The 16,217-nt window shown below is 66.9% G+C and carries 8 protein-coding genes and 1 tRNA gene; 8 read left to right on the top strand and 1 reads right to left on the bottom strand.

The window, feature by feature from the left end; translation table 11 throughout:
- The first annotated feature begins 41 nt into the window (after positions 1 to 41).
- Both QBL25_RS16345 and QBL25_RS16340 read left to right on the top strand, forming a co-directional pair.
- The gene (locus tag QBL25_RS16345; RefSeq protein WP_409057764.1) at positions 42 to 1,436 is read left to right on the top strand and encodes a hypothetical protein; all 1,395 of its coding nucleotides are present in this window, start codon (positions 42 to 44) and stop codon (positions 1,434 to 1,436) included.
- Complete coding sequence (locus QBL25_RS16340; RefSeq protein WP_409057763.1) at positions 1,433 to 6,472, top strand: FtsK/SpoIIIE domain-containing protein; 5,040 nt, start codon at positions 1,433 to 1,435, stop codon at positions 6,470 to 6,472. Before QBL25_RS16345 ends, QBL25_RS16340 begins: the two co-directional genes overlap by 4 nt.
- 221 nt (positions 6,473 to 6,693) lie before the next feature.
- On the opposite strand, the gene QBL25_RS16335 is transcribed toward QBL25_RS16340, so the two are convergent.
- A tRNA-Arg gene (locus QBL25_RS16335) sits at positions 6,694 to 6,769 on the bottom strand.
- A 306-nt stretch (positions 6,770 to 7,075) separates the two neighbouring features.
- On the opposite strand from QBL25_RS16335, the gene QBL25_RS16330 reads away from it, so the two are divergent.
- From QBL25_RS16330 to ettA, 6 genes are all read left to right on the top strand, one after another.
- On the top strand, positions 7,076 to 8,731 hold the full coding sequence (locus QBL25_RS16330; RefSeq protein ID WP_409057762.1) for a dynamin family protein: 1,656 nt from the start codon (positions 7,076 to 7,078) through the stop codon (positions 8,729 to 8,731).
- Complete coding sequence (locus QBL25_RS16325; RefSeq protein ID WP_409057761.1) at positions 8,728 to 10,725, top strand: GTPase; 1,998 nt, start codon at positions 8,728 to 8,730, stop codon at positions 10,723 to 10,725. Before QBL25_RS16330 ends, QBL25_RS16325 begins: the two co-directional genes overlap by 4 nt.
- A gap of 353 nt (positions 10,726 to 11,078) precedes the next feature.
- The gene (locus QBL25_RS16320) at positions 11,079 to 11,546 is read left to right on the top strand and encodes a single-stranded DNA-binding protein (protein WP_409057760.1); all 468 of its coding nucleotides are present in this window, start codon (positions 11,079 to 11,081) and stop codon (positions 11,544 to 11,546) included.
- A gap of 378 nt (positions 11,547 to 11,924) precedes the next feature.
- A complete protein-coding gene (locus QBL25_RS16315; protein ID WP_409057759.1) occupies positions 11,925 to 13,403 on the top strand; it encodes a Cys-Gln thioester bond-forming surface protein in 1,479 nt (492 codons plus the stop codon).
- A gap of 570 nt (positions 13,404 to 13,973) precedes the next feature.
- Positions 13,974 to 14,420, top strand: coding sequence for an SCO4402 family protein (locus QBL25_RS16310; RefSeq protein ID WP_409057758.1), 447 nt, complete (start codon positions 13,974 to 13,976; stop codon positions 14,418 to 14,420).
- A 131-nt stretch (positions 14,421 to 14,551) separates the two neighbouring features.
- Positions 14,552 to 16,216: an energy-dependent translational throttle protein EttA gene (gene ettA, locus QBL25_RS16305; RefSeq protein WP_409057757.1), complete on the top strand. Its 1,665-nt coding sequence runs from the start codon at positions 14,552 to 14,554 to the stop codon at positions 16,214 to 16,216.
- The last annotated feature ends 1 nt before the right edge of the window (position 16,217 follow it).

The following is a 16,217-nucleotide window of genomic DNA, read 5'->3' as shown; positions in this document are numbered from 1 at the left end:
CTGACCGTTCTAAGTCAGAGGTCGTCCGCCGCCTCTTCGGGGTGAATCTTGAACAGCAGGGCCGAGGCTTCTACGTCCCGCTGGAGATGCTCGCGATCGCCCGCGGCGTCTACCTGGCACATGAGGAAGACCCCGAGAAGCACGCGGGGCTCCTGGATGCCGGAGACCGGATCGCCTACAAAAGGACCTCACACGACCTGGCTCGGCGGATCGCTACCAGGGCCCCCATTGTTGAAGGAGATGAAGAACTCAGCAAGGCGGTCGAGCTGGACTCGCCCGAGACGTTGGAGACGCTCCACGCCCTGTTCTCTTCTCTGTTGGTCGAAATTCCGGGACGTCGCAGTCAACCCAACTGGTTTGGGGCGCACATCTATCCGTTCGTGGGTGAACTCATCCACTACGACGCAGTCGAGCGACAGATCGTCCAACGCGGCGCCACCCCCAAGAAGAAGGAGCAGACCAAGAAGCTGGCGGCCAAGGTCAAGGCGAAGGCTCCGAGCATTGAGCGCTATCTGTTCCGCGGCCCTGGGGGCTGGGCGTACAAGGTCCTGCGTACTGACGCTGATGCTGACCGCAAGGAAGCGACCCGGCGGGGCCTTGATGACCTCGTGCGGGACAGCGGCACCCCTCTTGGCAGCCTCGCAAGAGCACTCAGCGCCCATGACTTCGACTACGACGAAGAGCCCTACGAAGACGATTCAGAGAGAGACATTGACCTGTACGAGGACCTCAGTCCGTGGCCTGGCCTGCTGAGGATTGGGGCTCGTAACATCGTCGCCCGGACTACGACACCCCGGGCCAAGCGCACCGAGAGCCTCATGCACTGGGTCCCCTATTGCTTGGCTCGCCACCAGCTACGCCTCGCACGCGCAAAGTTGGGCCTCACCGATGGCGAGTCGATCCTCTTGGACTTCGGCAACGAGGCAACCCCGCTGCGCAGCGTGTCGCAGAAGAACCTCACCAGCTTCCGCAACGACATCGCCAACGCGATCAACGTCCAGGCCCGGGAAATGATCAACGAAGCCGAAGGCGACGAGGCTAAGAAGGGCCGCTACGAACGATTCACCAAGGACACCGGCAACGCCTTGGCATCCCCTCGAGCGTTCTTCAGTGAAACCCTCGCCGCTGTGGGAGCCCTGAACGCGACAGCCGGGCGCCGGCACTTCACCATGAAGCCACCGATGCTTGAGGCCCTGGTGTCTGCCACCATTCCGCAGGGCACAGAGATGGAGTTCGACCAGTTCTGTGCGCTGATGTACACGAACTACGGTCTGGTGACGGAGAAAACGGTCGCAGCTGTGAGCCCGTTGGTCCATGAGGTCGACTCATCGGTCTTTGAACACAACGGCAAGGCCTTCCGCGACAAGCTGGCCGCGATCGGTCTGCTCACTCAGTATTCAGACGCAACCAGCATGGTACGAGGAGAGCCCCGTTGACCGTCAGCAGCACCCGAGCGCTTGGCCGGTTCATCGCCGATGAAGCACTACGCAAGGTCATTGAGACCAGCGGCGCCCGTGTCGGTCTGCGTATCAGCGGGTTCGATCCGCCGACCGTGACCGAGGCCCTCCGTCACACTGCCCAGAGGCTGTCCGAGTCGCCGGAACTTCAGGTTGTAGTCAAGGTAGGCACGTCGGAACAGATCGATGGCGTACCAAATGATTTCCTGCTGGATCGGGGAGACCAGCTGACCAAGTGGCGAAATTCCGGGCAGGGCAGCGCGGTGCTGCTGTTTGAGTGGGGGCAGTCTCCGGACGCAGAGGGCCTGGCAGCCATGAGCGCTCTTGACGACGCCCCAATCCTCGGCGACCACCACGACACCTCCAGCGAGCGTGGATTCGACAGGTTTATGGCGGATGTATGGCGGGAGGCAGGTGGCAGCGGAACCGTTCCGGCCGTGATGGCTGGCTCCCTACCCGAGATCTGGCGTGCCGTCACTGATGAAGATCCCCTGTCGTTGCACCGCTGGGCTGCCTTCCTCGTCGAGACGGCGCGGAAGGTCGTCGTCACTCAAGTCCACACACCGGACGTCGTCTGTACCGAGATTTCTGCAGCCTTGCCCGCTCTTGGACTCTTCCCGGACCGGAGCCTTTTTGCCAAGCCTGCCGCACTGCCCGCCCGGATCAAGAAAAACGTATGTGTCAGTGCCTTCAAGCAGCCCACCGGCAAGGAAATCACCGCGGACGACCTGATAGACCGCATCGACTCGGCTGAGTTCAGCGACGAATCTCTGGAACACATCGGTGCGGATTCAGAGACTGTCAAAACGCGCATGCGCGACCTCGTACTCAATCACCATGGGCCTGCCCTCCAGGATCGTCGTCAACTGCGCAGTGGGCTGGACCTGACCCTTTGGCTTGAGGTATTCGAGCAGAAGTCCAAGAAGAGTGGCCTTGGCCAGCAGGTTAAGCAGGAGATATTGAGGGCCGCCGCGGACCGGGTCGACGACTTCGACGCGATGATGATCGAAGAAGCGCTTGACCGCGGAGACCAGGAGTCCGCCCAGCGCTTTCTTGACGAGACACCCGCCGGTGGCGCTGAACCGCTAGCCGACCTGCTGTCCAAGCGTTCACGCCGCAAAGTTGAGAAACTCGCTTTCCCAGACTCTCAGTTCGTCCAGGACCCACTTCGTGCCCTGCTGCGCGAACTGACCTACTTCTCCGACGAAGAAGAAGGCTCCGTCGTCGTCCGACTTGAAGGAACCCAGGAAGCCGGGCGGTGGAGCCGCTGGTTGTTCGCCTTCCTGTACGCACGCACCCTGCAGGACATCCAGGACTCGACCAGCCTCCGTCTCACTCTAGAGGTCCAAGACTTCCTGCTGGACGTGACCAAGCCGTCCCTACCGGATAATCAAGAAACCCAAGAGCCATTCGAGCTAAATATCGAGTGGGCGCCGTTGCGCTTCCTGGTCGAAATGGACGAAGCCGCCCAGCGACGCTTTCGCTGGGACCCTATGGGCATCCCCGGTCAGATAGCGCTGGCAGCTCTCATCAGCAGCTATCAACCCCCCCCTGCTCACCCCAGCAATCTGACCTTCGACACCTACCTTGAGAAGTTCAACGACCCCAGGCAGTGGCAGACCGACGAGCCGTCTCCTGCCTCTGATGAGCATTTCGCCGGTCGGCTGGACCGCCTCAAGCGGAAGCACTTCGAGCGATTCTCCCAAGGGCTCGACGCCACGAACATCGGCGAATACGTACGCGAGTGGGAAGACATCCTCCGCGAAGCCCGCACCACCCTGGTTCCCGACAACGCTCCGGATGCAGACCTTGAGGCAGTCGTGCTTGCCGACGTCGTTGAACTGGCCGATCACCGCATGATGATGTTGGCCACCCATCCATTGAAACTGCGATGGCTGGCAAGGAACTACGCAGAGACCTCCAACAGCATTAAGATTGCCCTCAACAAAGAGGGTGGCTTGAGTCTCAACCAAGAGAACGAGGATCTCTTCTTTGATGCTATCGACCGCATCTCTCCACACGGAACACCGGCGGTCCTCGTCGGGCCGCGCGGCACGATCGCCATCCCGATGCGGGAATCGGCCGGCCATGAGGAGTACGCACCGGTCCGTCGCGGCGGCAACGAGTCCAAGGAATGGCTCTCCAGTGTCGACGAGGCCGCGATCGACGAGATGGTCCGCGTCATCACCGACTACCTGACGACTTACCCCCACAAGCTTGACGGCCTACGCGTACTGCTTTTGGACCGCAACGGCGACCCTGTACTGCCCGTGCGCGTAGCCAAGCAGGTACGGGCCAAGAATCCCCGTCTGAAAGTTGATCTGGTGGTCCTGGCTCCCCAGGCCACCCATCACGAGATCATCCAGGGGTTCGACCTGCAGTTCTCTGGCGCGGAGATGTCCGAGGACAGCTTCCTGCCCGACGTTCAACTCATCCTGCAGGCATGGGAGCCCGACCAGACAACGGACCTGTCTGGGCTGCAAGGCACCATTGACCTCGCCCTGGCTCCGGCGCTGTTCGGCACCCAGACCAGTATCAAGGAGAGCACTAAGAAGGAATCCTTGTCGGGCTCCTTCAACCCCTGGAAACACCCGGCATCACACAACCTGGCGCAGACCAGCGAAAACGTTGTGAAAGCGCTGTTGCCCGAAACTGCCGACGAGACTCTTGAGTCCTGGTCCACCTTGTGTGTGCGCTACGACCGCAGTTCCCCGGTCTCCCGGGAGAGTGTCGACAGCATCGACTACTTCGAGATGCAGGTGCAATTCCACCAGCACCAGGACCTGTTCGCCGAACTGCACAGCGTGGCCCACTGGGTCGTCACCCTTGACAGCTTCATTGGCCGTGAGCAGATCGACGCCATGCGTAACCGCCCGGATGTCATCCTCGTCAAGCCGAGTGTCGGCAAGAACGAGTCGTACACCCTCATCGTCAGCTCACAGACCGGCAAGCAGTTCGTCGTTCAACGACTACGACGTCGCCTGGAGCAAATCGGCGTCGTCACTCCGCAGGACTCTGAGAGCACCGCTCGGCGAATCTACGAGGTTGGCCGCAACGTGGCTCCTGGCGCCGTGCTGCGCTCCCTCGGCATCGGCACCACGGTCAACGAAGTTGTCGGCCTTGTGGCCACGCGGTTTGTCATAGACCAGCAATTCCCCATTCCTCAGCAGGGTACGAGCCTGATCACCTGGATCAGCTTCGACGAGCACCACCGGTGGTTCGGTCGCGGACACAAAACCCGTGCCGATCTGGGGCGATTCATACTGACGGTCCAGGACGACGGCGTCGTTCGCCTGGATGTCCTGGTCACCGAATCCAAGTTCCGCCAAACCTTCGACGTCGGCTCAGCGGAAGAACAGCTCAACCGCACCACCGACCTGTGCAAGGATGCCTTCCGCTCGGGCGGTGAAGCTCGCCACGACCGCCCCTTCTGGCTGGATGAGCTGGCTGCCGCAATCGCTCAGACCAGCGGAAATGCCCTACGGGCCGCAGACCTTCCAGCGCGCACCACGATCGGCAAGGACGACCATCGCCAGGTCGAAGCGAAGGTCCTAGACGCCCTGCGCTCTGCGGACGTTCAACTCGGTCAAGTCACCGGCGTTGCCGTGGCCATCTCGGCCGAGGATGACCAGCCGGCTCCGGCGGTCAACGCCTTCGGCAGGCACACCCTGGTGAGACTGAACAGACGCGAGCTGCTGAACCTCATCGGCGCTCTGCGCGCCAATCAAGACCCGACAGATGCCGACCACCTCGTTGGCTCCTGGAACCTAAGTGAGCCCGCGAAGATCCCCCACGTGGTCGCCAACCCCACCTCAGGCACTTCCTCCGAACTCTTCACCCAGGAAGAGCAGGCAGCACCTGCCGAGGCTGCCGTAACGACTGCCCGAACGCCCATGCCAAGCGGAGCAGTTGCCGGTGGCACCGGGGCAGCGGACGATCTTGACAACCTGAATAGTCACCGCGGTGGGCTCGGCGAGGAGGAGTTGAGACTTCGATACAACAAAGTTCTCGACGTCTTCCATCGCCACAAGGTCGAAGTCACCGCTCCAGAGAACGGCAAGTGGCAGGAGGGCCCCGGCTTCTACATCTTTCGGTTCATCCCCGAGCCTGGGGTCACCGTAGACAAGCTAACCAACCGACGCGACGAGATATTTCTGGCCCTGGCACTCCCCTCCGGGTTCAGCATTCGTACCCGCAGCGACCGCGGCTCCGTGCTCTTCGAGATTCCCAAGATCGACGACGAGAAATACGGGGTCGATGCAAAAGCGCTGTGGCAGCAGTGCCCGGCCACTCCCGAGAGCCTCATCGCTCCCCTAGGCGCAGATATCGAAGGCAAGCCGGTCACCATCGATCTATCCTCCGCTGACTCGCCGCACTTGCTGGTGGCTGGCACTACCGGATCAGGAAAGTCTGTCGCGCTGGACACAATCCTCAAAGGCTTGGTCCGGTACGACGAGAGCACCTTGCGACTCCGCCTCGTCGATCCCAAGGGCACCGAGCTTGTCGACTTCGAGGACGACCCTCACCTTGATGGTGAAATCGGTATGGATGCCGCCGACGCCATCGACATTCTTGAGGAAACCGTCGAAGAGATGGCAGTGCGCTACAGGGATATGAAGGCAATCCGCACCCGCAAACTCGTCGAGTACAACGCCAAGGTCAAGAAAGCGGACCAAAAGCCTTGGATCGTCATCATCCTGGATGAATACGCCGATCTCACCAGCGATCCTGAAGAGAAGAAGAAAATCGAAACGCTGCTCAAGCGCCTGACGCAGAAGGCACGAGCTGCCGGCATCCATGTCATCGCTGCCACGCAGCGTCCGAGCGCGGATGTTATCTCGACGACCATCCGCTCCAACTTCCCCGCCCAACTCGCGCTGAGGGTCAAGACCGCGACTGACAGCCGCATCATCCTGGACGAGACTGGCGCCGAGGCTCTGGCTGGGCAGGGCGACGCTTTCCTGCACACGGCTAAGGGCACCCTGCGGCTGCAGGTGGCCTATGACGGGAGTTGACCAGGCGGCCGCCGTGGCTGAGACGGCAGCCGCTGGCGATCCGGCGGCCAGGACGTCTTTCTCGGGCGATTCGAGGCTTCGACCTCCTGCCGCCGGGCGGACCCTCCCCATGCTGACCTGGGGGCGGTCCGGCGCTTACGCGTCTGCTACTCGCCGCCCGCTACGTTGCCGTGACCAGCAAAAAGGCCCTCCGGGGTGGAGGGCCGAACAAGGATGGACTGTGGCGCCCCCGGCAGGACTCGAACCTGCGGCCAAGCGCTTAGAAGGCGCCTGCTCTATCCACTGAGCTACGGGGGCCGGATGGTGGCCGGTGGCCTGGAGCCCGGGTAGGACGAGCCGTGACCTTGCCGGGGACAAGGATAGGGCTCCCGGGTCCTTGTCCCTGGTGCTTCGCCTCCGCGGCACTATGTGGAGGTTCAGTGAAGCGGTCCTGATAATCGCAGGCAGGTACGAATCTCGCACCGCTTTTGGCGTCTCACGCCCCGGGTGTTGTGCACTCGTTATGCCTGCGCCCCAGTCGCCCCTTCCATCCCATGTGTCCGATCGGCGCGCAGGGGTGCCCATATGCTTCAGAAACCCGTCAAAATTGGGCATTCTTCGCATGTGGTGACCTTGGACGTACGGCCTCAACTGCTTGACGCACTCTCCGCCCTGCGCGAGCGTGTCGCCGCCGCACGCTTTCCGCTTCCCCTGGCGGGGGCGCCACGCGCGCGTGCCAACCGGGACGAGCTCCTTGCCCAGCTCGACGACTACTTGGTGCCCCGCCTGCGGGCCCCCGAAGCGCCGCTGCTCGCCGTGATCGGGGGTTCCACCGGGGCGGGCAAGTCGACCCTGGTGAACTCCCTCGTGGGGCGGCAGGTCAGCGAAGCAGGGGTGCTGCGGCCGACCACCCGGACGCCGGTCCTCGTATGCCATCCGGAGGATCATCACTGGTTCGCCGGCATGCGCGTCCTACCGGACCTCACGCGCGTGTGGGTGCCCCGCCCGGAGCCCTCGGGCCCGCAGGGCGAGGACGACGACGGCAGCGACGACCTGCTGCCGCCCGGGCCCGACGGCGAGCGCGCCCTGCGCATCGAGACCTCCCCGACCCTGCCCCAGGGGCTCGCGCTCCTGGACGCCCCCGACGTCGACTCCCTCGTCTCCGACAACCGGATCCTGGCCGCCGAACTGATCTCCGCGGCCGACGTCTGGGTCATGGTGACGACCGCGTCCCGGTACGCGGACGCCGTGCCCTGGCATCTGCTGCGTACCGCCAAGGAGCACGACGCCACCCTCGTCACCGTCCTCGACCGGGTGCCGCACCAGCTGGTGGCCGAGGTGTCGCGGCAGTACGGAGCGCTGCTGGTCAAGGCGGGCCTTGGCGACGTGCCCCGGTTCACCGTGCCCGAGCTGCCCGAGTCCACCGGCGGCGGCGGTCTCCTCCCCGCCACGGCCGTCGCACCGCTGCGGGCCTGGCTCACCCACCGCTCCCAGGAGCCCACGGCCCGCGCCCAGGCCATCGCGCGCACGGCACTGGGCGTCATCCAGTCCCTCAACGTACGGGTCCCGGAACTCGCGGGCGCCGTCGCCGTCCAGTACGCGGCCGCCCTGCGCCTCACCTCCGCCGTCGACGACGCGTACGGACACGAGCACGCGCGCGTGCGGGAACGTCTCCAGACGGGAGCCGTCCTTGCGGGCGACGCGCTGAAGCGGTGGCGCAGCTATCCGCTGGACTGCGGCGCCGACGAACTCCTGGACGCCGTGTGCGAGAGCCTGGAGGCGCTGCTGCTGTGCGCGGTGACCGCCGCCGACGAGCGAATCGACGAGGCGTGGCGGCGCGAGCCGGCCTCCGCCGCCCCCGAACTCGGCGACCGCGACCGCCGCGCCGAGGGCGCCGAGAGCGCCGAACACCGCATCGGGATGGCCGTACGCCGCTGGCGACGCGTCCTGGAGGAGTACGCGGAGGACGAGGTCCGCGGGCTCGATCGCATCGAGAAGAACCTCGTGCCCGACCCCGAGATGGTGGCCGCCCTGCTCGCCACGGCCCTGCTGGGCGGCGCCCGCGGGCGTTCGGCGGGCGAGACCCTCGCCGAACGGATCGGCGCCCAGGGCGCGCTCCGGCTGCGGGACCGGGGCGGACGCCTGCTCGACACCTACCTGGACAACGTCCTGGACGCCGAGCGCGAGCGACGCCTCGCCCCCCTCGACGGCCTCGACGTGAACCCCGAACCCCAGGCCGACCTGATCGCCGCGCTGTCCGTACTGCAGAAGGAGAGGTGACCGCGGTGACTGCCGTCACTGATCACACCGAGCACGACCGTGAGCGCGAAGAGCCCCCCGAGGGACGCGACAGCCCCTTGGGGCGCAACAGCCCCGAGGGACGCAACAGCCCCGAGGGCGCCGCCACGGAGGCCCGCAACGGCTCCGAAGGGGCCTGGGACGACGGGCTGATCGCCCGGCGCGGCGGCACGCGCGGGGGCTCCGCCTCGGACAATCCCTCGGGATCGCTGTCTGGATCGGCGGCCGGGTCGCTGTCCGGATCGGCGGCCGGGTCGTTGTCGGGCGGGCCCTCCTTTACGCCGTCCGGCGCACCCTCCGGTACCTCGTCCGGTACCTCCTCCGGTGCCGGTACGTCGACGAGTGCGTCCTCCGGGATTTCGACCGCGTACGAAGGGCCCCTGCGCGCCCGGCTCGATGCCCTGCGGGAACTCGTCGGGCTCTCCCGCACCCGGCTGGACAGCGCGACCCTCGCCGAGGCGGGCCGGGTCCTCGACGAAGCGGCGGCCCGGCGCAGGCTCTCCGGCCGGCACACCGTCGTCGCCATCGCGGGCGCCACGGGGAGCGGCAAGTCGACGCTGTTCAACGCCCTCGCCGGAGTGACGATCTCGGAGACCGGCGTCCGCAGGCCGACCACGGCGGCCCCCATCGGGTGCAGCTGGACCGACGGCGCCGCCGGGCTCCTGGACCGGCTCGGCATCCCGGGGCGGCTGCGCAGGCGCCCGCTCCAGGGCCCGGATCTGAACACTCTGGAAGGGCTCGTCCTGATCGACCTGCCCGACCACGACTCGGCGGTCGGCGAGCACCGGGCGCACGTGGACCGGATCCTCGGGCTCGTCGACGCGGTCATCTGGGTCGTCGACCCGGAGAAGTACGCCGACGCGATGCTCCACGAGCGCTACCTGCGGCCCATGGCGGGCCACGCCGAGGTGATGTTCGTCGTGCTCAACCAGGTGGACCGGCTGCCGGGCGACACCGCCGACCAGGTGCTCGACGACCTGCGGCGGCTGCTCGACGAGGACGGCATCGCCCTCGGCGAGCACGGCGAACCCGGCGCCACCGTGCTCTCCCTCTCCGCGCTGACCGGCGACGGGGTCGAGGAACTGCGCGACTCGCTCGGCCAGTTCACCAGGGAACGAGGCGCGGCAGCCCGGCGGATCGCGGCCGACCTGGACGCCGCCGCCGACGAACTGTGGCCGGTGTACGCCGCCGGGGCCGGATCGCACGGGGGCAGGGGCGGTACGCGGATCGGGCTCAGCGAAGAGGCGCGCGAGGAGTTCGCCGACCGCCTCGCGGACGCGGTGGGCGCGGCGGCGGCCGGACAGGCGGCCGAACGGGCCTGGCGCCGCAATGCTGGCAAGGCGTGCGGGACGCCCTGGCTGCGGCTCTGGCGTTGGTACGAGGCCCAGCGCTCGCCCCTGAACGTCGGCTGGCCCGCGGCACGGGAGCCCGCGGACGAGGAGGCCACGGCTCGCCAGCGCGTCGAACACGCGGTGCGCACGGTGGCCGACGAGGCTGCTTGCGGGCTGCCCCAGCCCTGGGGGCAGGCCGTGCGGGAGGCGGCGGTGCGGGGCGCGGAGGGGCTGCCCGAGGCACTGGACGAGCTGGCGGTGTCGGCCGGGGTACCGGAGGGAAGGCCTCCGCGGCCCGGCTGGTGGCCGGTCGCGGTCCTCGCCCAGGCGGCGATGACGCTGCTCCAAGTCGTGGGCGGGCTCTGGCTGGTGGCGCAGATCATCGGGATCGCGGCCCCGAACCTGGGCGTACCGGTGCTGCTGATGCTGGCCGGGATCGTGGGCGGCCCCTGCGTGGAGTGGGGCAGCCGGATGGCGGCACGGGGCCCGGCGCGACGCTACGGCCTGGACGCGGAACGGCGGCTGCGGGAAGCGGCGGCCGGCTGCGGGCGGGCGAGGGTGCTGGATCCGGTGGCGGCGGAGCTGCTCCGGTATCTGGAGGTACGGGAGCAGTATGTGCGGGTCACGGGGGCGGCGGTCGGCTGAGGCGGGGAGCGGCGGGGAGTGGCGGGGCTGGGTGGCTGGGCTGAGTGGGGGGCGGATGGGTTGTAGTGGGGCGTGGCTGGGTGGCTGGTCGGCTGGGCTGAGTGGGGGCGCCCCGGCCTGTGTCCCTTCCCGTGGCCGCGTCTCGTGTCCCCTCCCCGTGGCCGCGCCCCGTGTCCCTCCCCGTGTCCCTCCCCATGTCCCCGTCCCGCGTCCCCACCCCGTTCGGGTGAGGGAGTTTTCCACAACTGCCCGGTGGCCCACAGGGCTCAGCGGGATCGTCGCGACCGGTCCACTCTGAGATCGAAGCCGCGGGAGCGACCACCGCGGCGGTGGGGACAAGGGAGGGGTTCGGGATGAACGAGACTTTGGTGACGGTGGTGGGGAACGTCGCGACGACGCCGGTGTACCGGGAGTTGCCCTCGGGGCCGGTGGCGCGGTTCCGGCTCGCGGTGACGGCGCGGTATTACGACGCGGTGCAGAACGTCTGGGCGGACGGACACACCAACTTCTTCACGGTGTGGGCGAGGCGGTCGCTCGGCGCGAACGTGCAGGGTTCGCTGGCGATCGGCGAACCCGTGATCGTGCAGGGCAAGTTGAAGGTGCGGGACGAGGAGCGGGGCGGCCAGCACTGGACGTCGGCGGACATCGACGCGATCACCATCGGCCACGATCTCTCGCGGGGGACGGCGGCGTTCCGGCGCGTGCTGAAGGCGAACGGGGGGCTGACGAGCGCGGGGTCGGTGGATTCGCCTCCGGGGGACGCGATGCCGGGTGGTGCGGCGATGCGCGAGCCGCTGCCCGAGCCGGAGCCGGTGGGGTGATGCGCAGGCAGGGGGCGGAAGTTGCCGCCCAGACGAGCGCCGCTGCGAAGACGGATCGCCGATCGGTGAGTAGGGACTCATGCGCGACGACCGATGTGCGACGTAATGACCGGCTGGGGGCCGTGGATTTGTCGATAACCCCAGCTCGGAAAGGTTGTTGGCGATAACGATTCCGAGTCGGATCGGTTATCGAACGGCAGGACGGGGGATCGGGGTGGGCCGCGTCCCTAGGATGCCGAAGGTAGCTCACGGGGCAGTTGGTAGTGGTTGCCACGCAGGTGGCAGGTGATTCTGCCCCCTCAATCTGCTGGCGGGACCACCCCCCTCGAAGTGAACGGGTCTCGTCCGGAGGGGAATTCTGTGTCTTTTGCGCGTTCTGTGTTTTCCGCGTTCTCCGCGTTTTCCGCGCTCGCCGGTTCGGCCGGGGACCGTGCGAGCTCTGCCCCGTCCCGGGGGAGACGGGGCGCCACGCGCCTTGCCGCGGTGACGCTGGCGACCGGGGCCCTCGCGGCGGGCGCGATAGCCACCGCGGGCCCCGCCGCTGCGGAAGAGGCTCCGCAGAGCGGGGGCGGAGCCATCGCGACGCTGGGCGGGCTCCAGACGTACGGCCAGGCCGTCATCCGCGAGGACGGGGCGAGCCAGGAGGTGCCCGCCGGACTGTTCGAGATGTCGGTCGACGGCGGCGGCATGCTGCAGACCTACTGCATCGACATCGAGAACCCCACGCAGAAGGACGCGACGTACCAGGAGACCCCCTGGAGCGGCACTTCGCTGAACGGCAACAAGGACGCGGGCCGGATCCGCTGGATCCTGCAGAACTCCTACCCCCAGGTGAACGACCTCGCCGCGCTGGCGAAGAAGGCGGGTGCGCGGACGCTCACCGAGCAGTCGGCGGCGGCCGGTACGCAGGTGGCGATTTGGCGCTACTCGGACGGCGCCGAGGTGGACGCGGTCGACCCGCAGGCCGAGAAGCTCGCGGACTACCTCTACAAGAGCGCCCTGGGAGCGGCGGAGCCGAAGGCGTCGCTGACCCTGGACCCGCCGGCGGTCTCCGGACGGGCGGGGGAGCGGCTCGGTCCGGTCACCGTACGGACGGATGCGGACGCCGTGTCCGTCACCCCGCCCGCGGACACGGCGGCGAGCGGCGTGAAGGTGGTCGGCAAGAACGGCAAGCCGGTCACCTCCGCGGTGAACGGCAGCCAGCTCTTCTTCGACGTTCCCAAGGACGCGCCGGACGGCTCGGCGGCACTCGCGGTGCAGGCGTCGACGACGATTCCGGTCGGCCGGGCCTTCGCCTCCGAGAGCCGCAGCCAGACGCAGATCCTCGCGGGCTCCAGCGAGTCCACGGTGTCCGCTTCGGCGAGTGCCACCTGGGCCGAGGAGGGGCCGATACCGGCGCTGTCCGCGGAGAAGAACTGCGCCAAGGGTGGCGTGGACATCACGGCGGACAACAAGGGCGACCGGCCGTTCACCTTCAGCCTGATGGGCCTCAAGCACACCATCGAGGCGGGCACATCGCGGACGGTGACGATCCCGCTCCAGGAAGACCAGGCCTACGACTTCACGATCAAGGGTCCGCACGGCCTCGAGAAGCGGTTCAAGGGGGTCCTCGACTGCCAGACCGAGGGCAGCACGATCGGCAACAAGACGGAGCCGGTGTCCGACCCGAGCCCCGCGTCGGCGGGCGGCACGACCACGGGCGGCGGTGACCTCGCGGAGACGGGCAGCTCGAACGCGACCCCGGTGATCGCCGGAATAGCGATCCTCATGGTGGTGCTGGGCGCGGCGGTCATGATCCTCCTCCGCAAGAAGAAGGACCCGACGACCACGGCCACGGAATCACAGCCCGAGGACTGAGCAACAAGCGGCAGTCGGCAGCGAGTGGCGAGTAATCACCACGCAAGACGACGAGCAAAACGACGAGATGGAGCAAGCGCCCGGCACCAACTGCCGGGCGCTCGCTCGCTCGTGCGGCGCCGCGCGACGACTGGGACACCTACGACGAGGTGCACCAGCGCTGAGCCTGAGCGGAGCGGCTCACGGACTCCAGGCGTGCGAGATCCGCCAAGTCACTTCCCGGCGTTCCTCCTCCGAAAGCTTCTCCCAGTTCGCTTCGGACTTCTCCCACAAGCGACGCGCCCCTTCCGCCAAGGACGCCCCCGGGGTGGGCTCCGCTGCCCCAGCGCGTCCGGGCCCGTCGGTAGAGCGATCCTGGCGTGCCTCTCGCTTCTTCTTCTTTCCCATATCCGTTCTCCGTGAGGGTGGTTCAGATCCCCGCGAGAAGGCGGGACAGCATTTTCAGGGGATGCTGTGGGAGATTTCTAGTCTTTCTTCTGGAATGGTGCGGATGAGGATGATGGGGATGTGTCGGGTGGTTCGGTGGGGCGGTATGGCGAACCGGTTGGTCGTGGTCGCCTGGGTCCGACCGTGAGCGAGGACGCCCTGCGTATAGCTAACTTTCGGGTCCATGTCGTGCCTGCGGTGCTGGCTCTGGCCAATCCGCCCTGGCAGCGGGACGTGTGGCTTGATCCGTCGAAGTTCGAGGATCTTGATCACGTCTTTCACACGCTCTTCGATGACTTCTGCGATGCCGAAGACCCCGAGCGGTACCTCGGCATCAGCCTCAGGACTCAGGAAGAGGTCGCTCTGATGCGAGAGCTCGGAGCCGCGCTCAATGCCGCCTCGGCCCAGGCGCCGAACGACACCGACGAGGAGTACCTCCGGGCGACCGTCTGGCCGGACGTGGTGGCGGTGGCCGGCCGGCTGGCTCAGGTCATGGTCGCGAACGACCTCAGGGAGCTCGCTGTGTTGCGGGAAGCGGCTGCACAAGAGCCCGCCAAGACCGTAAGCAGGGCTGACGGCGACAGCCAGTGACGAGTCGATCACCGTCGTAGGTGGCGAACGTCCAGGTCATGGCCCCCCGGGCATACTGGTTTCCCCCGGTAGGTGGCTGTCAGGCAAGATGGGGTGTATCTGCCCACTCACTGATTGCCGGACGGTTTCTCTTGGCTGAGTACATCTACACCATGCGCAAGACGCGCAAGGCGCACGGCGACAAGGTGATTCTCGATGACGTCACCTTGAGCTTCCTCCCTGGCGCGAAGATCGGTGTCGTGGGCCCCAACGGCGCCGGTAAGTCCACGGTGCTGAAGATCATGGCAGGGCTCGAGCAGCCGTCCAACGGCGACGCGTTCCTCTCGCCCGGCTACAGCGTCGGCATCCTCATGCAGGAGCCCCAGCTCGACGAGTCGAAGACCGTCCTGGAGAACGTCCAGGACGGCGCCGCCGAGATCATGGGCAAGCTCAGGCGCTTCAACGAGGTCGCCGAGCTCATGGCGACCGACTACTCCGACGCGCTCATGGAAGAGATGGGCAAGCTCCAGGAGGACCTGGACCACGCCAACGCGTGGGACCTCGACGCCCAGCTCGAGCAGGCCATGGACGCGCTCGGCTGCCCGCCCGGCGACTGGCCCGTCACCACCCTCTCCGGTGGCGAGAAGCGCCGCGTCGCGCTCTGCAAGCTCCTCATCGAGGCGCCCGACCTGCTCCTCCTCGACGAGCCCACCAACCACCTCGACGCCGAGTCGGTGAACTGGCTGGAGCAGCACCTCGCCAAGTACGCCGGCGCAGTCGTCGCGGTCACCCACGACCGGTACTTCCTGGACAACGTCGCCGAGTGGATCCTCGAGCTCGACCGCGGCCGCGCCCACCCCTACGAGGGCAACTACTCCACGTACCTGGAGAAGAAGGCCACGCGTCTGAAGGTCGAGGGCCGCAAGGACGAGAAGCGCGCCAAGCGCCTCAAGGAAGAGCTCGAGTGGGTGCGGTCCAACGCCAAGGGGCGTCAGGCCAAGTCCAAGGCGCGTCTGGCGCGCTACGAGGAGATGGCCGCCGAGGCCGACAAGATGCGGAAGCTGGACTTCGAGGAGATCCAGATCCCGCCGGGCCCGCGCCTCGGTTCCATCGTCGTCGAGGTCGAGCACCTCTCCAAGGCCTTCGGCGACAAGGTGCTCGTCGACGACCTCAGCTTCTCGCTGCCGCGCAACGGCATCGTCGGCATCATCGGTCCGAACGGCGCGGGCAAGACCACGCTGTTCAAGATGATCCAGGGCCTCGAGGAGCCGGACTCCGGCAGCATCAAGATCGGCGACACGGTCAAGGTCAGCTACGTCGACCAGGGCCGCGCCAACATCGACCCGAAGAAGACGCTGTGGGCCGTCGTCTCCGACGAGCTCGACTACATCAACGTCGGCCAGGTCGAGATGCCCTCGCGGGCGTACGTCTCCGCCTTCGGCTTCAAGGGCCCGGACCAGCAGAAGCCGGCCGGGGTCCTCTCCGGCGGTGAGCGCAACCGCCTGAACCTGGCGCTGACCCTCAAGGAGGGCGGAAACCTCCTCCTCCTCGACGAGCCGACGAACGACCTGGACGTCGAGACCCTGTCCTCCCTCGAGAACGCGCTCCTGGAGTTCCCCGGTGCCGCCGTCGTGATCTCCCACGACCGGTGGTTCCTGGACCGAGTGGCCACGCACATCCTCGCGTACGAGGGTGACTCCAAGTGGTACTGGTTCGAGGGCAACTTCGAGTCGTACGAGAAGAACAAGGTCGAGCGCCTCGGTGCGGACGCGGCCCGCCCGCACCGCGCCACGTACAAGAAGCTCACCCGAGGCTGAG

The sequence above is a fragment of the Streptomyces sp. SYP-A7185 genome, assembly GCF_046103685.1.
In the GTDB taxonomy this organism is placed as follows: Bacteria; Actinomycetota; Actinomycetes; order Streptomycetales; family Streptomycetaceae; genus Streptomyces.
The sequence above is the reverse complement of the archived record's forward strand: the minus strand, read 5'-3'. Positions and strand labels throughout refer to the sequence as shown.

What these genes read in the sequence shown, in the direction of transcription:
- QBL25_RS16320 (WP_409057760.1), top strand. Translation starts at nt 11,079, where the DNA reads ATGAACGAGACTTTGGTGACGGTGGTGGGGAACGTCGCGACGACGCCG.